Source organism: Boseongicola sp. (genome assembly GCF_057460485.1).
On record NZ_JBVCWP010000019.1, the window covers coordinates 1 to 22,144 of the forward strand.

The following is a 22,144-nucleotide window of genomic DNA, read 5'->3' on the forward strand; positions in this document are numbered from 1 at the left end:
ACTGCTCGGGCGAGATATTACGATCGAGTGCGGCCGAGGCCATTGTCACGCGGCCCTTGTAGTACCCATCGATCCGGCCCGAGGCGAGGAACTTGAACTCTACCGTGTCTCCGACTCGATCCGTGTTTGCCAGAACAAAGTTCCGCAACTGCGCAGCTGCCTCCTTCGAGATCACGGCGTCGGGCTTCGTCAGCCCCTCAATTTCGATCCCTTCGGCGGCAATCCGGTCCTCAATCGCCGCCTTGATCAACGGTGCATAGCCAAAGGTTGAGACTTTCGCCATTTCGGTGCGGTCCCGGCTGCCCGTCTTATCAAGCTTGTCTTCGGCCAAGACCACATCCAGCGAAATGAATGTCTGGCTAAATGACCCTATACCGTTACTTACAATCGACGTGAGCAAAAACACCAGCGCCAGCACCGCAATGCTTACCGCGACCATCCCATAAATCTGGAACCGGCGTTCAGCGGCATTGCGCTTTTGCGTCCGCGTATCCTGCGCCAAAAGCGAGCCTTTGCGGCGGTCGCCCCCTTCCGGTTCTGCAATTATATCGGTCATTCGTATTGCTCCCGATACCTGCGCACAATCCAAAGCGCGAGCACGTTCAATCCAAGCGTGATGGTGAACAGCGACAGCCCAAGCGCAAAGGCCACAAGCGTCTCAGGGGACGAAAAATCGGTATCTCCGGTCAACTGACTGACAATCTTTACAGTGATCGTAGTCATGGCCTGAAACGGGTTCACAAGTTCACCCAAGCCCCGATCAAACTGCGCTGCCGCGGCCCCTGCCCCAAGCACAACAATCATCGTCTCGCCAATTGCGCGCGACGCCGCCAACAAAACTGCGCCCACAATCCCCGGCAAGGCTGCCGGCACAACGACCTGACGGATCGTCTCGGATTGCGTCGCTCCCAGCGCGTAGGATCCATCACGCATCGACTGCGGCACCGCATTAATAATGTCGTCAGACAACGAAGACACAAACGGGATCAACATAATGCCCATGACCAAACCGGCCGTTATCACCGAAGACGAACTTTGCCCAAGCCCCAGTGGCAAAGCAAAGTAGTCCCGAAGCATCGGTCCAACGGTGATCAGCGCGAACAAGCCATACACAATCGTCGGGATACCGGCCAAAACCTCGATCGCGGGTTTTGTCAAAGACCGCACCCGAATTGACGCGTATTCGGACAGAAATATCGCGGCGAACAAACCCACAGGTACTGCCACCAAAAGCGCTATGACCGAGATATACAACGTGCCCCAAAGCAAAGGTAGAATGGCCAATTCCGAATTGCCCCGGAAATCTGGTGCCCATTTTGTGCCGAAAAAGAAGTCCTGCCACGGATGCGCCGCAAAGAAGTTGCGCGCCTCAAACAACATTGAGAGAACCAGACCCAATGTTGTCAAAATGGCGATGGATGCGGCGGCAATCAGTACCAACAAAATTCTACGCTCGACCGTATTGCGCGCGCGGAAGTCCTTATTCGTCACCATGTACGACACAGAAAATCCGCCCAGTGCGGTCAGAAATGCGACAACAGACATCGCGGTGCCGCCCCATCCGGACAGCGTGCGGAACGACCGAGCGGCGTCGTAGACACCGACGGTAATGTCGGAGCCAAGGGCAACGCCAACAGAGCCTATTTGCTCTCGCAGGTCCGCCAAATAGGCATCATTGACGACAGGATCAGCCCCACCAAAAGGCGCATTAATCGCCTCAAGGCCTTCCGCCACACGACGCACATCGCTCATAACAAGCTCGCGCGTCGAGGTTTCCGAAATTGCATTTTCGGGCAGTTGCGCCGAAACCCGGCTCTCAATCCACATGGGCTGGATGAGCAGCCACAGGGCAAGCAATCCAAACGCCGGGGTCATCACCGTCAACGCCACGTTCCAACCGTAGTACGATGGCAGGGAATGTAGCCCGCGCGTGTCCCCACCAGCCGAGGCCACAGCGCGTCCGCGTCCCATGACAAAGCCAAGAACCGCCAGTGCGAAAATGATTGCAATTAGCCAGATTAGCGGCATGACGCCCTCGGGTCAGGAAAAAAGGGAGAGGGCACAAAAGAGCCCTCCCCCGGTAGCTTTATCAAGTTAGCTGCCCCAGCCCATGGTCTCTTCGGCTTCGATCATGATCTGTGTTTCCACCAGAACCGGATCGGATACCAGACCGTACTCAGCAAGCGGGCCGTCCGGACCAGCAATCTCGTCGGCAACGAAGAACGATGCGAACTCTTTGAGGCCTGGGATGACGCCGATGTGTGCGGCTTTGATGTAGAAGTACAAAGGACGCGACACAGGGTACTCACCAGTTGAGATCGTCTCTGTCGAAGGCGCGATGCCGGACATTGTCGCAACCTTCAGCTTGTCGGTGTTGTTCTCATAAAACGCGAGCCCAAACACGCCCACACCGTTCGAGTTGGCGTCGATACGCGCCAATGTCTCGGTGTAGTCGCCGTCGATATCGACCGAGCGGCCGTCAGTGCGCACGTTCATGCACGCGTCTTCCGCGTCATCTTCGCTCATGCCTGCTAATATCATGCCTCCAATGGCGCCGGAGTTGTCACAGCCAACCAAAAGCACCTTTTCCTCGAACACTTCGCGTGTTCCGTGCTTGGTGCCGGGAATGAACGCCTGAATTTCAGCGGCTGGCAGGCTCGGGTCGATCTCGTTCCACATTGTGAACGGGTTCGCTGTGATTTCGCCGTCCATAAAGACCTGCTCGGCAAGCGCCATGTACCAATGATCTTCAGTGAAAGCTGTATAAGCTGGACCGTCGATCTGGCTGGCGAACACGATGCCATCATAGCCGATGCGCACTTCGATTATGTCGGTCACGCCGGCATCTGCACAAGCTGCAACTTCGCCTTCGCGAATTTTGCGCGATGCGTTTGCGATATCGATTGTATTTTCGCCAACGCCTTCGCAGAAGCGCTTGAGGCCTGCGGACGAGCCACCGGATTCAACAACCGGTGTTGGGAAATCAAAGTTCTCACCGAAAGATTCGGCGACGATCGAAGCGTATGGAAGCACGGTCGAGGATCCGGCGACTTGCACCTGATCACGGGCAGCAGCGGCAGTCGCAGAGACTGTAAGAATTGCGATAGTCGAAACTGTAAGCTTCGCATTCAGCATGGGCTTTTCTCCTTAAGAAAGTTCCGGACCGCCCCACGCGGCCTTGGCGCCGTTCTATGGGGTGCTGCTGAAGCTTTTGCGACAGTTGTGTAACAGTTTTATGAAGTCCAAAATTTATCTAAAAACAGGGTCAAAAAACCGCTGCGAGGTCTGCTCAGATCGACACTTTAGTCGGTAAAATGACGGTAAAAACAGAACCTTGGCCCGGAGCGCTTTCAATCCGCAGTCGACCGCGATGGCGGTTAATAATGTGCTTCACAATAGCCAAGCCAAGACCCGTCCCCCCAAGTTCGCGCGATCTATGATTATCGATTCGGTAGAATCGCTCGGTCAGGCGCGGAATCAACTCAGGATTAAAGCCATCCCCGGTATCAATCACCGACAAGCTCGCCGAAGGCCCGCGAGTCATTGGATGATTGTCGACCGTCTCCATGCGCAAGGTCACCTTCTTGCCAAACCCCGAATACTTCAACGCGTTCTCGACAAGGTTGGTGATGACTTGCGCCAATTGATCCGCATCGCCCGGAAGCCGCGCGGCATCTTCAAGGTTCTCGTGCACGATCGTCATGCCGCGCTCGGCTGCCAGTGGCTCTAGGGCGTGAATGACGGATCGCGCAATCGATGTCAGATCAACAAGATCCAAGGGTCGAATGCGCTCGGTTGCCTCTACCCGGTTCAGAGACATCAAGTCTTCAACCAACCGGTTCATCCGCACCGCCTCGCGGTCCATGATCTCAAGGAACCGCGCCTGTGCTGCCGGATCGTTCTTTGCGGCACCGCGGAGTGTTTCGATAAAACCGATCAGCGCCGTCAAAGGCGTGCGCAACTCATGGCTGACATTGGCCACGAAATCCCGGCGCATCGTCCCGGCTTCTTCCGTCGCCGTTTGATCCTCGAAGGTGATAAGCATAGGGCGATCCGCCCCCATCATCGCAAGATGCACTGCCCAAGTCTTGTCGCGCCGCGCTTCGGTCGAAAGGTAACGTGCTTGTCTGGATTTACCATCCGACATGACCTGCTCGATCGCGTCCAGCAAAACAGGCTGGCGGAATGAGGTTATGTAATGTCGCCCCAGAACCCCGCGTCCGAACAATTGGATCGCCTGCGCATTCGCCGCCAAAAGCCGCTCGTCGCGTCCAACAACAATCGCCGGAAGCGGCAAGGCATCGACAAACTCTTGCATGGCAATTCCCCTATCCAGATCAAAAAACGCTTAAATTTCCGGCTTCTAGTGGCTTGTCACGGTCTGATTTTAGTTTGTAAAGCCGGAGTTTGATCAAGTATACAACTTAAACGGGTACCTTCATGATTTCCTCCCCCTGAGGTATTTCTTTCCTCCAACAAGGTTTTATCTTGATTATCGTGAACAGGGAAAAAATGCAGGACGAATGTTTTCAATAACTGAGTTGGCAAAACAACGGGTAAAAAAGCATGAGCTCTTAACCTTTAAAATTAAGCCGCCTAGATGCCGCGTCACTTAGCGGCTTGGGTGATCAGACAGTTGCTATACTGGCTGTGGTCGAACCTGAAGAATGGCTGCAAAGCGGCCACCAGTTCCCCCAGATCTCGAGCGCTCAGTTCGTGGCGATTGCGAGGTCGCGGATGGCTTACTTGAACACCTTTGGCCGACAGTCGTGATATCGCCCGCGCTTTCCAGACGTTTTGACTGCAACGACCTTGCGCAGATTCTAGGCAGCCATGGATACAAAGGTAAGTATCGGGCTCTATCCCGTGAACTTCCGAGTCCGAAAATGCCGAACGCGAGATCAAACGCCTTTACCCAGGACTCGACTTTGGCATCCTGATCGAGTGATGATCAGACCGCGATGGCGGCGCGTATGGCTTTCTCAAAAGTCGCGATAAGCGCGTCGGCCGGTTCGCAGCCGACTGAAATCCTGAAGAAGCCTTCCGAAATTCCGATCTCTGCCCGCGCCTGAGGCGTTAGTGCACGGTGCGAGGACGTCGCGGGATGGCTGATCGTCGTAGCGACATCGCCAAGGGTCGGCGCAAAGTTCAGCCCCTCGGCGTTACGCACAAATGCGTTGGCGGCCTCCCGCCCGCCTTCGATCTCAAAACTCACCATATGCCCACCCTCACCGCCAAGCAGCGTCGCGCTGCGATTGTGATCGGGATGATCGTGCCGTGTGGGGTATAGAACACGCACCACCCCCGGTAAAACCCCAAGAGCATCCCCAAGCCGTGCCGCAGTTGCAGTGCAGCGATCATACCTCAAATCGAACGAATAAAGCCCGCGCTCGGCCAGCCAGCAATCAAACGGTGACGCGGTAAATCCCATGCTGACCGCAAGCGTCAAAAACCGCGCCGAAAGTGCCGGATCTCTGGTCGCGACATATCCAAGGGTTGCATCCGAATGTCCCGCCATCAACTTGGTCACCGAATGGATGACAATATCCGCCCCCCGCGACAAAGGCCGACATCCGCGCGGCGTTGGAAACGTGTTGTCAATCGCCACAAGTATCCCGCGCTCCTTGGCCAGAGCGATAATCCCGTCAACATCCGCCACCCGAAGGGTCGGGTTCGACACTGTTTCGATCAGAATTAACTTCGTCTCGGGCCGGATCGCCGCCTCAAAGGCCACAACATCCGTCGGATTCGCCAGAGACGTCGCAATCCCAAAGCGCGGCAATTCCTCAGTCATCAGCCGAAGCGATCGCCCATAAAGCTGATCCGCCCCAAGCACATGATCGCCCGCGCTCGCTGAACCAAGCAACGCCACCGTCACAGCGCCCATGCCCGAGCCGGTCACGACACCGCCGGACGCGCCTTCCATGGCGTCTATCATTTGCCCCAGAACTTCCGCGTTCGGATGACCCTCGCGGGCATAGGTATAGCCCTTCGCACCGCCTTCGTACTGCGAGTCCAACTCGTCCGGATCGCCAGAGGCATAGACAACAGACGGCTGCAAAGGATTGACGACGGGGCGGCTTACGCTTCCCGGCCAAGGCGTGCGAAAGGGCTTTGACGGTGTGTCAGACATGGCCGATCTCCTATGTATTTCTTAATCCAGAGGCGTCAGACCAGCCCGGTACCGCCGCATCCGTTTGCGGTAATTCTCGGCCGAAACCAAAAGAGTGGCCTGCGCATCCGCGTCCAGGTCGCGCACCACCTTCCCCGGCATCCCCATCACAAGACTGCCGTCGGGAATAACCTTGCCCTCGGTCACAAGCGCGCCTGCGCCGATCAAGCAACCCTTGCCAATCTTCGCGCCATTCAAAACCGTGGCCCCCATCCCGATCAATGATCCATCACCAATCTCGCAGCCATGGATCATAGCCTTGTGGCCAATCGTGCAGTTCGCACCAATCACCACCGGAAAACCCGGATCCGCATGCACAACAGTGTTTTCCTGAATGTTGCTTCCCGCTCCCACGCGAAGCCGCTCGGTATCTCCGCGAAGCGTGGCGCCAAACCAGATCGACACTCCGCTTTCGATCACCACATCCCCGATAACATTGGCATCAGGCGCAACCCAGAAGTCGGCATCTTCCGGCAACACCGGCGATACATTGTCCAAAGCATACAAAGTCAAGATGCGCTGTCCTCAAACTCGTGCTGTAACTTGCGCACATGGCCCATCAATCCGGGCTGCTGCGTGCGCCGCAGACGTTCAGCTGTGATGATCGTATGAAGGCGTTCTTCGGTCGCATCAAGACTATCGTTCACCAGCACATAGTCATAACTGTCCCAGTGCGAAATCTCGTCCCAACTGCGCGTCATCCTTTTGGCAATCACATCTGCATCGTCCTGCCCGCGCGTTTCCAGGCGCCGCTGAAGTTCAGTGATCGACGGAGGCAAAAGGAAGATCGACAAAACATGCGGCGCTAGCGGCGAATTCGCAATTTGCTGCGCGCCCTGCCAATCAATGTCAAAAAGCACATCCGCCCCGGCCTCGATTGCGGCCTGCACAGGACGACGCGGCGAGCCATAAAAGTTGCCGAACACGAAAGCATGCTCCAGCATCTCGTTGTCTCGCACCATTGCCCTAAAGGCGGCTTCTTCTACGAAAGTATACTCGCGCCCGTCCTGCTCGCCGGTTCGTGCTACCCGCGTGGTGGCCGAAACAGAAAACCGGATATCCGTGTCCCATTCTCGCAATCGGCCCGCTAATGTCGACTTCCCCGCACCCGAAGGCGAGGACAGAATGATCAGAAGCCCCCGCCGAGCCATAACAATCCTGTCTGTCATCCCTGCCCCTTCATTCGATATTCTGAACCTGCTCGCGCATCTGGTCGATGACCGCTTTCAGGTCAAGCCCGATGGCCGTCATCTCGGTTGACTGAGCCTTGGAACACAACGTGTTTGCCTCGCGGTTGAACTCCTGCATCAGGAAATCAAGCTTGCGCCCGACGGGGCCTTGCGTAACCAGCAAAGACCGCGCCGCCGCCACATGCGCTGTCAACCGGTCCAGTTCCTCGGTGATATCCGTCTTTACTGCAATCAGCGCCAACTCCTGTGCCAGCCGCGTTTCGTCCGGCACCTCCGTTGCCTCCAAAAGCCTGGCCAGATTGCGCTCCAGCCCCGCCCGCGCCGCATCTGCCCGCACGCCCGCAGCCGTCAACGCTATTGTGCGCAAACGTTCGACCTCGTCCAATTGCTTAAACAACACATCGCTCAAAGCCGCACCCTCGCGGGCGCGATCTGCGTCAAAGGCCTGCAATGCGGCATCAAAGGCTGCAGCAATCGCGGCCCGCAACGCGCCAGTGTCACCATTGCCTCCCTCGCGTTGCTCGACCACGCCGCGCATGGCTGCGATGTCACTTGCTTTGGTTGGCACCAACGCCAGACCATACGCCGACGCACCGGCTTCGATATGGGTCAACAGCTCAAGGGTCGCGGCAAACTGGGCCTCGTTCAGACGCAACTCAGGCACTGCCTCTTCGCGCTGCAACCGGATCGACACCGTCACACTACCGCGCAACACACGCGCCTGTACCGCCTTGCGCAGGATTGGCTCAAGCCCCTCAATCCAGTCCGGCGCCCGAAACCGCATATCAAGCCCGCGCCCGTTCACGGCCCGCACGTCGCCACTGAAAGACCAGTCCGCGAACGCGCCATTCAGCGGACCAAAGCCCGTCATCGAGCGAAGCCCGACCGACTCGCCGCTGTCTTGTGCCTCAGCCATCGCCATTAACCTTTTGGTAAGAAAGAGGCGGAACCGACCCGCACTTCCTGACATCGTCGAATTGTGGGTAACAGAGAGGGTCGGAGCGAACAATACGCGCTCCGGGAAAGCGTGGAAGATGGCATATCGCGATAAAGGTAGTGGTGGCGACAATCAAAACGGCGATCAGGTTGTAGAATTTACGGCGATTAGGGCGCAATGTGGGGCCCATTCTGGCGCAGCGAGAAGCACGCTGGGAAGACATGCGAGTAGGACGCCTTGCGCCCAAATGAAGCGAATTTCTCCGCAATTTCTGCAAGGCTCTTTGGCGCATGTGTATGTTCTTGATAGTATCTCGACCGGGCTGGCGCGGATCCGCCTTGCGGGCTCATATCTGACGGATCTAATGGGGAAAGAAGTACGTGGCCTTCCGGCTTCGAAATTTTCAAACCAGCCTCGCGCGAGAAGCTGTCGGACGCCATCCAGTCTGATTTTGATGATCCATCAGTCGTGGGGATGAAACTAGGCGCAGCTAAAGGATTTGGACGGGCCGAGCTTACTGGTGACATGGTGTTATTGCCTTTGCGAAGTGACCTAGGCGAGATCAGTCGCGCACTTGGCGTCGTCGTGATGTCCGGCGACATCGGCCGCAGCGCCCGCAAGCTTCAGATCACCGGCCAAAGCAGATGCGGTCTGGTGGGTTTTGCCGACCACGACGTCACTCAATTGCGCCAGGCTTCCGAAACCGACGATCAAAACCGCATTCAGTGCACACCGCTGGCATCGTCCCCTGAAAAGCCAGACGCTCCGTACCCTGCAAAACGCACAATTTCCCCCCAAGAAAAGGGTGCACATCTGCGCCTTGTCACCGACAACACATTTATTGATCAGGAATGATCACACCGAACCAGAATGAAAAAGGCCCGCTTAACTGGCGGGCCTTTCTTGCATTTATGAGTGACGTTTCAGCCAACAGCTGCCGACATCGCGCTTGCGCGCCGAGCGCTAAGTTCCTCGGCCACAAGGAAGGCAAGCTCCAACGCTTGCGACGCGTTCAGACGCGGATCGCACGCTGTGTGGTAACGGTCGGACAAGTCCTCGTCGCTAACAGCACGCACACCACCCGTACATTCGGTCACGTCTTGCCCAGTCATCTCGAAATGCACGCCACCCGGAACAGTGCCCTCGGCGCCATGCACCTGAAAGAACTCACGCACTTCTCGAAGAACGCTTTCAAAGGGTCGCGTTTTATAGCCCGTCGACGACTTGATCGTGTTACCATGCATCGGATCACAGGACCAAAGCACGTTCGCGCCCTCTTCCTTCACCGTCTTCAACAGACGCGGCAAGTGATCGCCCACGCTACCCGCACCAAAACGCGCAATCAGTGTCAGACGCCCATCCTCATTGGTCGGATTCAGCTTGGTCATCAGGATCTTCAGATCCTCAGCTGTTGTGGTCGGACCACACTTCAGTCCGATCGGATTCTGAACACCGCTGGCAAATTCCACATGCGCGCCGTCTGGCTGACGCGTGCGGTCGCCGATCCAGATCATATGACCCGACCCCGCCAGCCACTGGCCGGACGTGGAATCGATCCGCGTCAAAGCCTCCTCGTATTCCAAAAGCAAAGCTTCGTGGCTTGTGTAGAAATCGACCTGGCTTAATTCGTGGTTCGTCTGAGCCGTCAGACCAGCAGCAGCCATGAAGTCGATGGTGTCCTGAATGCGATTAGCCATATCGCGATAGCGCTCGGCATCGACACCTTCGGCGAAGCCAAGCGTCCAGCTGTGGACGTGGTGAATGTCGGCGAAACCACCGGTTGAAAACGCGCGCAAAAGGTTCAGAGTCGCCGCCGCCTGCGTGTAAGCGCGCAGCATCTTGTCTGGGCTAGGACGGCGTGCCGTTTCGGAAAATTCCAGCTCGTTGACGATATCACCACGGTAGGACGGAAGCTCAACGCCGTTCTTCACCTCGGTCGGGGCCGAGCGTGGCTTAGCAAACTGCCCCGCCATCCGGCCAACCTTCACCACAGGCACCTTCGCGCCGTAAGTCAGAACCATCGCCATCTGCAACATGACTTTGAACGTGTCGCGAATGTTGTCAGCTGAAAATTCGGCAAAGCTCTCGGCGCAGTCGCCGCCTTGCAAAAGGAATGCCTCACCACGCGCAGCCGCGCCCAATTCACGCTTCAAACGGCGCGCTTCGCCCGCAAAGACAAGCGGCGGATACGACCCAAGACGCGCCTCAACCTCAGCCAAAGCGCCCGCGTCCATATAATCAGGCATTTGCACCCGGGGTTTTGCGCGCCATCCGGTTTTCTGCCAATCGCTCATCTGTTCGTCCTCGAAAACAACAATATCCACATTGCGAGAATGGCTTATAGGGCAGCAGCGAGGGGTTGAAAACCGGGATTTGCCGCCGAGCGAGCCCTGTTCGCGACAAATCCTGTCGGAAAACGCGACCAGCGTCCCTTGCCGCGCCCTCTGAAATGGTGTTTCGGTGGTAGAATACATGCGATGGGAACCACAAATGGGCGATGCCGCAGTCCAGACAATTGACATCCAAAGCACCGGGGACAAGCCGCGCCGTTTTGTGTTCGTCCTTCTTGATCAGTTTACCCTGCTTTGCTTCGCCTGCGCGGTTGAAAGTCTCCGCATTGCCAACCGTATGTCCGGCAAACCGCTTTATGAATGGAGCATAATTGGCGAAGGCGGCGATACGGCTTGTTGCTCTGCCGGCACAGCCTTTCGTCTGGATAGCGATTTTGTTGAAGTCGGCCGCGACGACACCGTGGTGCTGTGTGGCGGCATCGATGTTGCAAATGCGACAACCAAAAAGCTGTTGAACTGGGTTCGGCGCGAAGCGCGACGTGGTGCCAAAATGGGCGGTCTGTGCACGGCGGGATACTCGCTGGCCAAGGCGGGCCTCTTAGACGGCAAGCGCGCGACGATACATTGGGAAAATCAGGACAGCTTCGTCGAAGAGTTTGAAGACGTCACTCTAACCAAATCCGTTTTCGTGGTCGACGGCAGCACATTTACCACCGCGGGTGGCACGGCGTCGATCGACCTGATGCTGAAGTTCATCGCCGACGATCACGGCGAGACCCTTGCGAGCGCCGTGGCAGACCAGTTGATCTATACGACGATCCGCACGGATCAGGACACGCAGCGTCTGTCTGTCCCCACCCGCATCGGCGTGCGTCATCCGAAGCTATCGGCCGTCATCCAGATGATGGAAGCCAATATCGAGGAACCCATCAGCCCGTCCATACTTGCCAAAGATGTCGGCATGTCGACGCGCCAGTTGGAACGACTGTTTCGTCGATATCTAAACCGCAGCCCAAAGCGTTACTATATGGAACTAAGGCTGCAAAAGGCGCGCAACCTTTTGATGCAAACTGATATGAGCGTGATCAACGTCGCCCTTGCCTGCGGCTTTGCCTCGCCTTCGCATTTTTCAAAATGCTACCGCGCGCAGTACGACACCACACCCTACCGCGAACGCGGTGCGCAGGCCGCACGGCTTTCGGTCTAGTTCAAAGCCCTCGGCTTTCGACGCGATGGGATAATTTACTTGCTTCCGGCGGGGATTTTCGGGATCCAAAGACCTTCGTTCAGTTTGGGGTCATGCGATAAAGAGTGCCATTGCCAACACTTAGAAACCAAATTCCACCGTTTGGACCCTCGCGCACATCACGGACCCGGAGGGTTTCGTCGCCGGTGAGTTGTTCGACCTCTGTCATGGGGGTGCCGTCCAGCCGTGAAATATAGTCGAATTTCAGCGATCCAACAAAGATGTCACCGCGCCATTCCGGCCAAAGCGCACCGGAATAAATCATCATTCCCGAAGGCGCCATCGACGGATCCCAAAAAAAATCCGGCTGCTGCAATCCGTCCTTGGCCGTGCCCTCGCCGATTGACCGACCGGAATAATGCTGTCCGTATGAAATCACCGGCCAGCCGAAATTCGCTCCCTTTTTCACCCTGTTTACTTCGTCGCCGCCACGTGCCCCGTGCTCGACAACCAAAAGGTTACCGGCAAGATCAAGTGCTGCGCCTTGCGGGTTGCGATGGCCAAAGCTCCAGATTTCAGGCTGTGCACCGTCCTGACCCACAAACGGATTGTCCCTAGGCACCGAGCCGTCACGGTTCACCCGCACGACCGATCCGGTCTCGATCGACAAATCCTGCGCCGTATCGCGCGCGCCGCGATCACCGATAGTTAAAAAGAGCGTTCCATCCGGCGCTTCGACAATGCGCGATCCGAAGTGTTGACCACCCGATGTGCTGGGCTCGATCTCGAAGATAGTCGTTACTTCAGACAAACGACCGCCGTCCTTGGAAAGACGCGCGCGCATAAGCGCCGTGCCCGCACCCCGTCCCTGCGGCTTGGCATAGCTCATGAAAATCTCACGACGTTGTGCAAAATCGCGCGGGATCAGAATATCCAGAAGACCGCCCTGCCCGACATCCGCAATTTCTGGCAGTCCTGCTACCTGTGTTATGTCGTCATCGACCAGCAGCAAAATGCCTTCGCGTTCTGTAATCAGCAGCCGCCCATCGGGCAGAAATCCGAACGACCATGGCTCATCCAGACCATTCACAATCGGCGCGACACGCACTTGCCCCGACGACGTGTCAAACGCGGCACCGGCCGTACCAACGCAACAGACGGCGAGGATAGCTACGAACCTGACCATGGTGGACGTCTCCTTTATTTCAACAAAGATAAACAGCTAGTGTGGAGAAACCAAATTTCACGCACAGGTTTTACGTCACGGAAGTCTTAGGTGTGCCCCTTTTCATTATGATTTTCTTCCCTATTGTCTTTTTCGGAACAATAGTTCTCATCAGGGAGATAAAAAAATGAAAAAACTACTAATGGCTTCGGCCGCGACCGCACTGTGTGCGGGCTCCGCCTTTGCAGACGCTCACGCCGAAGAGATCAAAATCGGTATCATCCTCGGCTTCACGGGCCCGCTTGAATCGATAACACCGGACATGGGGGATGGCGCAGAACTGGCAATCAGCGAAGTGAATGCATCGGGCAAACTGCTTGGTGGCGCGACCGTCACGCCTGTGCGAGCGGATTCGACTTGTATTGACGCCGGCGCAGCCACCGCTGCCGCAGAACGTCTTGTTACCAGCGATGGCGTAAATGCGATCATGGGTGCGGATTGTTCTGGCGTGACAGGTGCCATTCTGCAAAACGTTGCGATCCCAAACGGCATCGTGATGTTATCGCCATCGGCCACATCGCCAGGTCTTACGACCGCAGAAGACAACGGTCTGTTCTTCCGCACAGCCCCTTCCGATGCGCGTCAGGGTCAGGTTATCACCGACATTCTGCTTGAAGAGGGCGTTGGAGAAGTTGCCGTTACCTATACCAACAACGATTACGGCAAGGGTCTTGCCGACGCGATCCAGGCTGCCTACGAAGAAGCAGGCGGCACGGTCACGATCAACGCAGCCCATGAAGACGGCAAAGCAGACTACACCGCAGAAGTCGGCGCCTTGGCGTCAGCCGGTGGCGAGCGTCTCGTCGTTGCTGGCTATGTTGACGGCGGCGGTACAGGTATAGTTCGAGCTGCGCTTGACTCTGGCGCCTTCGACACGTTTCACTTCCCAGACGGTATGGTCAGCGATACTCTGGTCTCCAACTTTGGTTCAGAAATTGATGGCTCGACCGGCAACATTCCAGGCACCGATAGTCCAGGATCGAAGATGTATGTCGATCTAGTAGGTGATGCGTTCAACCCAAGTGGACCGTTCTCACCCGAAAGCTATGACGCCGCGGCGCTTATCATGCTTGCCATGCAAGCGGCTGGTTCGTCTGACTCGGCCGAGTTCAAGAACGAAGTCATGAACGTCGCGAACGCACCGGGCGAGCAAATCTTCCCGGGCGAGCTCGGCAAGGCGCTAGAGATCCTCGCGAATGGCGGCGAAATCGACTACGTCGGCGCGTCGGCGGTCGAATTGATCGGACCGGGCGAAAGTGCCGGCAACTACCGCCAGATCAACTACGAAGGCGGCGCAGAAGTCACCGCGAAGTATCGCTGATCTGAAAAAGCATGAAACGGCCCGGTCAACCCCCGGGCCGTTTCATAAATACTTAACACCCGCCCGGATGAATCCACCTGGACGGGATAGAAAAGGGCAGCGTTCGGGCATGGGAAAAGAAACATGATCGTCGTTGACGACCTTCACAAACACTTTGGCGGCTTTCATGCGGTCGACGGGTCAACGCTGGAGATCAAGAAAGGTTCCATCACCGGACTGATTGGTCCGAATGGAGCGGGAAAGACCACACTTTTCAATGTGATTGCAGGCCGCCTACCCCCGACGTCTGGGCGCGTTTACATGGATGGCGAAGACATCACTGGCTTGCCCCCACACGAGCTATTCCGCAAAGGGCTTCTTCGCACTTTTCAGATCGCCCATGAATTCTCTTCAATGACAGTTTGCGAAAACCTGATGATGGTGCCCGGCAACCAATCCGGCGAGACTATCTGGAATGCCTGGCTTGGCCGAAAGCAGATTATCGAAGACGAGAAAGCCCTTGTGAAGAAGGCCGATGAAGTCCTTCAATTTCTTACCATTGATCATCTGAAAAACGAGAAAGCAGGCAACCTTTCGGGTGGCCAGAAGAAGCTACTTGAACTTGGGCGGACCATGATGGTCGACGCCAAGATTGTCTTTTTGGACGAGGTCGGCGCAGGCGTGAACCGCACCCTTCTCAATACCATCGCGGACGCCATCAAGCGTCTCAACGAAGAACGCGGCTATACCTTCTGTGTCATCGAACATGACATGAATTTCATTGGCCGCCTTTGTGATCCCATCATCGTCATGGCCGAAGGAAAAGTCCTGGCCGAAGGAACAATGGCAGAGATCAAATCCAACGAACAAGTCATCGAGGCTTACCTTGGCACAGGCCTCAAAAACAAAGTCAAAGCAGAGGCCGGCGCGTGAGCGACAACCCTTATCAGAACGCGCGTGGCAACAAAGACAAGTCCATCGCCAATCCAAAGCCCCCTGGCACGTTGAAATCCTACGGCAGCGAAACCGAAGGGCGTCCCGGCACGCGCGAAGGCCAGCCCTTTCTTATCGGGGACGACATGACCGGCGGCTACGGCACCGGCGCGGACATCCTTCACGGCTGCACCATCTCCGTCGACAAGGGCCAGATTGCCGTGATCGTTGGCCCGAACGGCGCGGGCAAATCCACTGCGATGAAAGCCGTCTTTGGAATGCTGAACGTCCGCGAAGGCGCTGTTCGTCTTGACGGCGAAGACATCACCCGCCTCACACCGCAAGCCCGCGTCGCCAAAGGCATGGCCTTCGTGCCGCAAACCTCGAACATCTTCACGTCGATGACTGTCGAAGAGAACCTTGAAATGGGGGCCTTCCTACGCCGGGACGATATCGCGACAACGATGGAACAGGTCTATGATCTGTTCCCCATCCTGCGCGAAAAACGGCTTCAGCCCGCAGGCGAATTGTCCGGCGGCCAGCGCCAGCAAGTGGCCGTGGGCCGCGCGTTGATGACCAAACCCAAAGTCCTGATGCTGGACGAACCGACAGCGGGCGTCAGCCCTATCGTTATGGATGAACTTTTTGACCGGATTATCGAGGTGGCCCACACGGGCATTTCGATCCTGATGGTCGAGCAAAACGCGCGGCAGGCGCTTGAGATCGCCGATAAAGGCTACGTTTTGGTGCAGGGACGCAATGCGTTCACAGACACCGGAAAAGCCCTCCTCGATGATCCAGAAGTCCGCCGCTCATTCCTTGGGGGGTAGTGATGCAAATCCAGATCATCCCCTCAACCTCGTGAAGCCATCTCGGCGTGATATCGCACCGCGTGGCCTATACTTTCTGAACAACGCGACCGGAACGGAAGCTATATGATCGACCTGTTGAACGCAATTGTGGCCCTTGCCAACTTTGTCATTGTCCCTGCCATCGTCTATGGCAGCCAGCTTGCGCTAGGCGCACTTGGCGTGACGTTGATCTACGGCATCCTGCGGTTTTCTAACTTCGCCCACGGCGACACGATGGCGTTTGGTGCGATGGTAACAATCCTTGCGACATGGGGTCTGCAAAGCCTCGGAATTAACCTTGGTGTCTTCCCGACAGCGCTCCTAGCCCTGCCCATCGGGATCGCAGGAACAGCGCTTTTGGTGCTAGCAACGGATAGGCTGGTCTACAAATTCTACCGCGAACAAAAGGCAGCCCCGGTGATACTTGTGATCGTGTCGATGGGTGTTATGTTCATCATGAACGGCCTTGTTCGTTTCATTATCGGCCCCGACGATCAACGCTTCGCAGATGGCGCACGGTTCATCATTACAGCGCGCGATTTCAAGGAAAAGACGGGTCTCAGCGAAGGCCTTGCAATCAAATCCACCGCTGCCCTAACGGTCGTTGTCGCCATTATCGTAGTGTTATTGTTGTTCTGGTTCCTGAACAAAACGCGCACCGGAAAATCTATGCGCGCGTTCTCCGACAATGAAGACCTCGCCCTGCTTTCAGGCATCAACCCGGAACGCGTGGTGATGATCACATGGATCATCGTTGCAGCCCTTGCCACCACCGCAGGCGTCCTCTATGGTCTCGATAAGTCCTTCAAACCATTTACTTATTTCTCACTTCTTCTGCCGATCTTCGCCTCAGCAATCGTCGGAGGCCTGGGGAATCCCCTTGGTGCCATCGCGGGCGGCTTCGTCATCGCGTTTTCAGAAGTCACCGTCACCTACGCCTTCAAAAAGGTCGCTGGATACCTTCTGCCTGAAGCATGGGAGCCCAACAGCCTCGTCCAGCTTCTATCGACCGATTATAAGTTCGCCGTCAGCTTCGCGATTCTTGTCATCGTCCTGTTGTTCAAGCCGACCGGTCTCTTTCAGGGGAAATCGATATGACCCTTCTTCCACGCGACATCATCCTGTTTTTCGTGGTCTTTGGCCTGATCGCCGCGACCGGCTTTTTCCAAAGCTGGAACGTCGCGCTCGGCATCGTCAACATGGGTCTGATCTCGGCCATCATGGCGCTTGGGGTGAACATGCAATGGGGCTACGCGGGCCTGTTTAATATCGGCGTCATGGGCTTCGTCGCCCTGGGCGGTCTCGGCGCCGTCCTTGTCGCCATGCCCCCCGTGAGCGAGGCCTGGGCCGCCGGTGGCCTACGCGTTATCGCCGCTTTACTCCTCGGCATAGCCACAGTCATCGCTGCCCATCAGGCCATGCGCCGATTGCCCAAGGGACGCACCAAAGTTTTTGTCGTCCTTGCGATCCTTATTGTCGGATTTTTCATCTACCGAGCGGTACTGGATCCCGCGACAGCCGCCATCGAAAAGGTCAATCCAGCCGCAACAGGCTACCTCGGTGGCCTCGGACTTCCCGTGCTTTTCTCATGGCCCGTCGGTGCGCTTTTCGCTGCCGGTGCTGCATGGCTAATCGGCAAGACCGCCCTTGGTCTGCGCTCAGATTACCTCGCAATCGCGACCCTTGGCATTGCCGAGATCGTCATTGCAATGATGAAGAACGAAGATTGGCTCAGCCGCGGCGTAAAAAACGTAATCGGCATTCCGCGCCCTGTCCCCTACGAGATCGACCTGCAAAACGATCCCTTCTTCGTCGAGCGCATGACCTCGTGGGGCTTTGATCCCGTCACAGCGTCTTCGATCACCGTAAAACTCGCCTACTCCGGCCTGTTTATCACCGTCCTGATCATCCTGTTGTGGCTGTCACAGGCCGCTCTTGCTTCGCCGTGGGGCCGCATGATGCGCGCTATCCGCGACAATGAAGACGCGGCCGAAGCCATGGGCAAGGACGTCACCGCGCGGCACCTGCAAATCTTCATCCTTGGCTCGGCCGTTTGCGGACTTGCAGGCGCGATGATGGCCACGCTCGACGGACAACTCACACCCGGGACCTACCAGCCGCTGCGCTTCACGTTTCTCATCTGGGTCATGGTCATCGTCGGAGGCTCGGGGAACAACTTCGGTTCGGTCCTTGGCGGTTTTCTCATCTGGTACCTCTGGGTCATGGTGGAGCCCTTTGGCCTCACCTTCATCCAATTCATTACCTCCGGAATGGCCGACGGCTACTGGCTGAAAGCTCACCTGTTGGAAAGTGCCGCACACATGCGCTTGTTGACGATGGGCCTGATCCTACTTCTGGTCCTGCGCTTCAGCCCCCGAGGCCTCATCCCCGAGCGTTAAGCGAAGACGTCAAAGCCCTTTGATTACATCCCGCGCGGCCGGAAACCGCGTTGCAGCCCCGATGGTTTCGACCTCGGGGAACAGATCCAATATTTCACGCCGCTGGGAATTTCCAAGTGCCCGCATGAGCTGATCATCGGGGTGAAACGTCTCGGTCCACGCCCCATCCGCCAGGATCACCTGATGCGCATCGCACAAGAGATGAATGTAACTCACCCCCAAGGTGGCCGCTGACCGCACCATGCGCCCGTCCATAAGATGACGTGCCGCGACCAAGGCCTCGTCGCCGTCAATCGCAAGAAACGACTGCTCCTGCGAGATCAGAAATCGGTGCGACGGGCTGACCATCATATCGCGGTATGGCCGGCCGTTCCCTAAGGCCCCTGCTCGCACAAGGACCGGCGCCAACTCGGGCTCAAATGCCAGTTCCGAATAATCCACATCGCGCCTGCCGGTCCAATGCACCCGGCGCAGGCCGTTGTCGCGCGTAACGATGCGGTTCCCCTGGCGAAGCGCTTCGACTGGCACAGGACCGCAATCCGTGGCAATCAACGTGCCCGGCGTAAAACATGGTGTAATCGGTGAAGTCGTCATTGTACGAAGCCTCGCTGAGGGGTGTCCTCAGGTCTTCGCAACAACCGATTGAGTTAAGTGACGGGAATCGATGCGTGTATCCCCGTGGTGCCCGGCAACAGGGCGAATAATCACACAGGGAGCACCGATCCCCGCCGCCAACCGGCAGCACTCGATACCCAACCTGCAGGAACGTCCTGCAAGCCATGCGCGGCACCCCCATGCCGCATCACTACCCCCCAGCGAGGTAAGGAAAAGTTATCCTTTCCGCCCTGAAGACCAAAGCAAAAACGGCCACATTGGGGCACTCAGGGCGCCACCACACAATGCGCGATCCGAAATGCGGCACGCGCTTAAGGCAATGTATCAAGCTATTGATGTCAAAACAGAAACACTGTCCGGAGCTGGAAAACTTAAGGGAACGAACACGCTACACGGATCCCCTACGAAAAAGTCCTTCCCAGTCACCAGCTTGATTGTCCCGTTATTAGAAACACTCACAAATCCGTCATGTCCCCAATTGGGCGCAATTATGTCGCGAAGGCCGGGTCAGTCAGTGTTTTCGTCAAAGCACCAATAGAAACCAAAGCGGCTCATTGATGGGCGGAATTCCGCTTATGTTCGCGAATCGCCCGCCATAGGGCGTGGAAGCACGCGCAAAATCGACATCCAAAGCGTCGTTGCATTCGGAACGCGCACCACGCCTGGCACCGTGACGGACTGTCCAAGCACATCGATAACCGCCTGTCCTCGTGCGCCCGCAGGCCGCGTCACAGTCACCGGCAAGACCATAATGGCCGAGCCCGCGCCCGGATGATGCAAACTGAAGTGAACGCTCTCGACAGGAAGCCCTATCCCGATTGCTTCTCCTGGCAAGGCACGCAACGCCAAAGGGATCGACGCCCCCGGCCCGTCCGCATCGGCGCCGTCAAGACGCACCTCCACGCCGGGACTGGTCTCGGCCACTACATGCGCGTTCAATCGCATAGGCGCCGTGCGCCATCCCGTGATATGACCTGCGCCAAGTTCCAGAACGCGGTCGGCAAGGGTTACGATCTCGTCGCTGGCATGGCTCACATAAAGGGCAGGCACGCGCGCTTGCGACACCGCGCGCGCGATGTAAGGCAGGAACTCGGACTTGCGCTGGCTGTCCAGACCGGTCATCGGCTCATCCAGAAACAGCACTGCCGGATTGGACGCCAAAGCTCGTGCCAAGCCCACACGGCGCGCTTCGCCCCCCGACAGCCCTTCGATCCCCCGGTCCAGCAAAGGCCCCAGATCAAGCGCGTCGACAATCGCATCAAACGACGTAACCTGCCGCCGCTTGGCGCCATAACCAATGTTGCCCGCAACGCTCAGATGCGGAAACAGGTTGGGGTCCTGAAAGACAAAGCCGATTCGCCGCTCATGGGCGGGCAAATGCCCCCCCGGCCCGTCCCAGTCGGCATTGCAAAACGACACACGCCGCTCGCCTGAAACGTCCAAGTCCAACCCCGCAAGCGCGCGCAAAAGTGATGTCTTCCCGCTGCCCGACGGTCCGGTGATCGCGGTCACCCCTTGCAACGGCAAGCTTTCCTCGACGTCCAGCGTGAACAAACGCCCGCGCTTCAACTTCAGTCGGAAATGCAGGCGGTCAGGCAACGCGCACGCCCCCCCGCCGGTTGAACACATAGACAAGCATCAAAACGCAGAACGAAAACACCAAAAGCCCAAGCGACAAAAGATGTGCAGTGGCATAATCTAGGGTCTCAACAGCGGTAAAAATCTCTATCGAAATCACCCGTGTGCGCCCCGGAATGTTTCCGCCGACCATAAGCACAACTCCGAACTCGCCCACGGTATGAGCAAAAGTCAAAACCCCGGCCGTCAAAAACCCCCGGCGCGCAAGCGGCAAAGCAATCGTCAAGAACGCATCCCGCGGTGTCGCACCAAGCGTCCTTGCCGCATCCATCGTGGGCCGCGGCACGGACGCGAACGCCGTCTGCAACGGCTGCACCGCAAACGGCAGCGAATACACCAAAGACGCAATCACCAAGCCGGTGAACGAAAACGTCAGCGTGTCGCCTGTAACGCTTAACCAAAGCGCCCCAAACGGCGCTGTAGGGCTCATCAGGATCAACAAATAAAAGCCAAGCACAGTCGGCGGCAAAACCAAAGGCAGCGTCGTGATCGCTTCGACAACAGGTCGCACCTTCGAGCGTGTCGTTGTCAGCCACCACGCCAAAGGCAACGCCACGGCAAGCAAAATAGCGGTCGTCACAAAAGCCAGCTTCAGCGTCAACCATATCGCAGGCCATACCGTCATTGTGCCAGATCGTAGCCGTTGGCCACAATCAACTGCGCCGCCACATCCGATGCCAAAAACGCCCAAAACGCCACCGCCGCAGGGTTATCGCCTGCGCGCGCCAAAAACGCTGCATCCTGCTGGATCGGGGAGTAAAGCCCCTCCAATCGTGTAACCTCAGCCCTGCCAATGAACGGCACTTGCGCCTCGGCCAGAAACGCCAGCTGCGCATTGCCCGTCACATAAAGGGTCGCAACTTGTCCGACATTGGTCACCAAAATCGGCTGAAATGTGGCCGTGTCGAGTTCCAGATTCTCCATCACCGAAATCGCGGCTGCTCCGTACGGTGCCACAAGCGGATCCGCCAATGCGACGCGCTGCCCCTCAAAAGCAGCCTCCGCGTTTTCCAGATCGATCGGGCTGCCCGACACCAGAACCAAACGCCCCAGGGCATAGGTTCTAACCGCCGTCGCAAGGCCACTATCTCGCAAAAGCGCTGGCCGTGCGGCATCTGCGGATAACAACACATCAAACGGCGCGCCTGACACGATCTGTGCATAAAGCGTGCCGGTCGAGCCGTGGCTGACCACCGCGGAGTGCCCCGTTTCGGCTTCAAACGACTCGGCCAGGACCTCGGCCGCGGTCACAAAGTTCGACGCGACGGCCAAGAGCACCTCTTCCGAAACGGCAGGGCGCGCCGCAAAGGCCACAGTAAACAGGGCTAAAGCTATGGTTCTCATGCGCCTTTCAGGCCATGATGAGGATAAATTTGCAAGCGCAAAGGCCGCCAAATCAGGACTGAA

The 22,144-nt window shown here is 57.2% G+C and carries 22 protein-coding genes; 8 read left to right on the plus strand and 14 right to left on the minus strand.

Translation table 11 applies throughout. The features are described from left to right. From AC221Y_RS04585 to AC221Y_RS04620, 8 genes are all read right to left on the minus strand, one after another. Positions 1-556 (minus strand): DUF3333 domain-containing protein (locus tag AC221Y_RS04585; protein ID WP_486706856.1); only part of this gene is annotated, 556 nt, incomplete at its 3' end. Next, positions 553-2,028 carry a phosphate ABC transporter permease subunit PstC gene (pstC, locus tag AC221Y_RS04590; RefSeq protein WP_299750565.1) on the minus strand — a complete coding sequence of 492 codons (1,476 nt, stop codon included), beginning with the start codon at positions 2,026-2,028 and terminating at the stop codon, positions 553-555. The genes AC221Y_RS04585 and pstC, both read right to left, overlap by 4 nt. Before the next feature lie 66 nt (positions 2,029-2,094). Further along, the gene (locus AC221Y_RS04595; protein ID WP_486706857.1) at positions 2,095-3,135 is read right to left on the minus strand and encodes a substrate-binding domain-containing protein; all 1,041 of its coding nucleotides are present in this window, start codon (positions 3,133-3,135) and stop codon (positions 2,095-2,097) included. A gap of 154 nt (positions 3,136-3,289) precedes the next feature. After that, the gene (locus tag AC221Y_RS04600) at positions 3,290-4,318 is read right to left on the minus strand and encodes an ATP-binding protein (RefSeq protein ID WP_486706858.1); all 1,029 of its coding nucleotides are present in this window, start codon (positions 4,316-4,318) and stop codon (positions 3,290-3,292) included. Between the two features lie 633 nt (positions 4,319-4,951). Further along, on the minus strand, positions 4,952-6,133 hold the full coding sequence (locus AC221Y_RS04605; protein WP_299750516.1) for a trans-sulfuration enzyme family protein: 1,182 nt from the start codon (positions 6,131-6,133) through the stop codon (positions 4,952-4,954). 21 nt (positions 6,134-6,154) lie between these two features. Continuing rightward, positions 6,155-6,685 (minus strand): gamma carbonic anhydrase family protein, encoded by a 531-nt coding sequence (locus AC221Y_RS04610; protein ID WP_299750515.1) that lies wholly within the window; start codon positions 6,683-6,685, stop codon positions 6,155-6,157. Further along, positions 6,682-7,323 (minus strand): guanylate kinase, encoded by a 642-nt coding sequence (gene gmk / locus AC221Y_RS04615; RefSeq protein WP_299750575.1) that lies wholly within the window; start codon positions 7,321-7,323, stop codon positions 6,682-6,684. Before gmk ends, AC221Y_RS04610 begins: the two co-directional genes overlap by 4 nt. Before the next feature lie 28 nt (positions 7,324-7,351). Then, complete coding sequence (locus tag AC221Y_RS04620) at positions 7,352-8,278, minus strand: YicC/YloC family endoribonuclease (RefSeq protein WP_299750512.1); 927 nt, start codon at positions 8,276-8,278, stop codon at positions 7,352-7,354. A 268-nt stretch (positions 8,279-8,546) separates the two neighbouring features. Here AC221Y_RS04620 and AC221Y_RS04625 point away from each other — a divergent pair, with 268 nt between their 5' ends. Together AC221Y_RS04625 and AC221Y_RS04630 are read left to right on the plus strand one after the other, a co-directional pair. Further along, a complete protein-coding gene (locus tag AC221Y_RS04625; protein WP_486706859.1) occupies positions 8,547-8,777 on the plus strand; it encodes a PAS domain-containing protein in 231 nt (76 codons plus the stop codon). After that, a complete protein-coding gene (locus AC221Y_RS04630) occupies positions 8,699-9,154 on the plus strand; it encodes a PAS domain-containing protein (protein ID WP_299750573.1) in 456 nt (151 codons plus the stop codon). The genes AC221Y_RS04625 and AC221Y_RS04630 overlap by 79 nt, the downstream gene beginning before the upstream one ends. Before the next feature lie 68 nt (positions 9,155-9,222). Here AC221Y_RS04630 and AC221Y_RS04635 read toward each other — a convergent pair whose 3' ends face one another. Beyond that, positions 9,223-10,593: a class II 3-deoxy-7-phosphoheptulonate synthase gene (locus AC221Y_RS04635; protein WP_486706860.1), complete on the minus strand. Its 1,371-nt coding sequence runs from the start codon at positions 10,591-10,593 to the stop codon at positions 9,223-9,225. Positions 10,594-10,789: 196 nt separating this feature from the next. On the opposite strand from AC221Y_RS04635, the gene AC221Y_RS04640 reads away from it, so the two are divergent. Then, the gene (locus AC221Y_RS04640; protein ID WP_299750506.1) at positions 10,790-11,797 is read left to right on the plus strand and encodes a GlxA family transcriptional regulator; all 1,008 of its coding nucleotides are present in this window, start codon (positions 10,790-10,792) and stop codon (positions 11,795-11,797) included. A 79-nt stretch (positions 11,798-11,876) separates the two neighbouring features. On the opposite strand, the gene AC221Y_RS04645 is transcribed toward AC221Y_RS04640, so the two are convergent. Beyond that, the gene (locus AC221Y_RS04645) at positions 11,877-12,962 is read right to left on the minus strand and encodes a PQQ-dependent sugar dehydrogenase (protein ID WP_299750503.1); all 1,086 of its coding nucleotides are present in this window, start codon (positions 12,960-12,962) and stop codon (positions 11,877-11,879) included. Positions 12,963-13,128: 166 nt separating this feature from the next. On the opposite strand from AC221Y_RS04645, the gene AC221Y_RS04650 reads away from it, so the two are divergent. From AC221Y_RS04650 to AC221Y_RS04670, 5 genes are all read left to right on the plus strand, one after another. Continuing rightward, positions 13,129-14,322 carry an ABC transporter substrate-binding protein gene (locus tag AC221Y_RS04650; protein WP_299750499.1) on the plus strand — a complete coding sequence of 398 codons (1,194 nt, stop codon included), beginning with the start codon at positions 13,129-13,131 and terminating at the stop codon, positions 14,320-14,322. 123 nt (positions 14,323-14,445) lie between these two features. Continuing rightward, a complete protein-coding gene (locus AC221Y_RS04655) occupies positions 14,446-15,234 on the plus strand; it encodes an ABC transporter ATP-binding protein (RefSeq protein ID WP_486706861.1) in 789 nt (262 codons plus the stop codon). Further along, positions 15,231-16,064, plus strand: coding sequence for an ABC transporter ATP-binding protein (locus AC221Y_RS04660; protein ID WP_299750493.1), 834 nt, complete (start codon positions 15,231-15,233; stop codon positions 16,062-16,064). Before AC221Y_RS04655 ends, AC221Y_RS04660 begins: the two co-directional genes overlap by 4 nt. A gap of 108 nt (positions 16,065-16,172) precedes the next feature. After that, on the plus strand, positions 16,173-17,183 hold the full coding sequence (locus tag AC221Y_RS04665) for a branched-chain amino acid ABC transporter permease (RefSeq protein WP_486706868.1): 1,011 nt from the start codon (positions 16,173-16,175) through the stop codon (positions 17,181-17,183). Beyond that, entirely contained in the window at positions 17,180-18,484 is a 1,305-nt protein-coding gene (locus AC221Y_RS04670) for a branched-chain amino acid ABC transporter permease (protein WP_299750491.1), read from the plus strand. Before AC221Y_RS04665 ends, AC221Y_RS04670 begins: the two co-directional genes overlap by 4 nt. A gap of 9 nt (positions 18,485-18,493) precedes the next feature. On the opposite strand, the gene AC221Y_RS04675 is transcribed toward AC221Y_RS04670, so the two are convergent. From AC221Y_RS04675 to modA, 4 genes are all read right to left on the minus strand, one after another. Continuing rightward, on the minus strand, positions 18,494-19,078 hold the full coding sequence (locus AC221Y_RS04675; RefSeq protein WP_486706862.1) for a Hint domain-containing protein: 585 nt from the start codon (positions 19,076-19,078) through the stop codon (positions 18,494-18,496). A 594-nt stretch (positions 19,079-19,672) separates the two neighbouring features. Further along, a complete protein-coding gene (locus tag AC221Y_RS04680; RefSeq protein ID WP_299750485.1) occupies positions 19,673-20,698 on the minus strand; it encodes an ATP-binding cassette domain-containing protein in 1,026 nt (341 codons plus the stop codon). Continuing rightward, complete coding sequence (gene modB / locus AC221Y_RS04685; RefSeq protein WP_299750569.1) at positions 20,691-21,362, minus strand: molybdate ABC transporter permease subunit; 672 nt, start codon at positions 21,360-21,362, stop codon at positions 20,691-20,693. The genes AC221Y_RS04680 and modB overlap by 8 nt, the downstream gene beginning before the upstream one ends. Continuing rightward, on the minus strand, positions 21,359-22,081 hold the full coding sequence (modA, locus tag AC221Y_RS04690) for a molybdate ABC transporter substrate-binding protein (protein ID WP_486706863.1): 723 nt from the start codon (positions 22,079-22,081) through the stop codon (positions 21,359-21,361). The genes modB and modA overlap by 4 nt, the downstream gene beginning before the upstream one ends. Between the last annotated feature and the right edge of the window lie 63 nt (positions 22,082-22,144).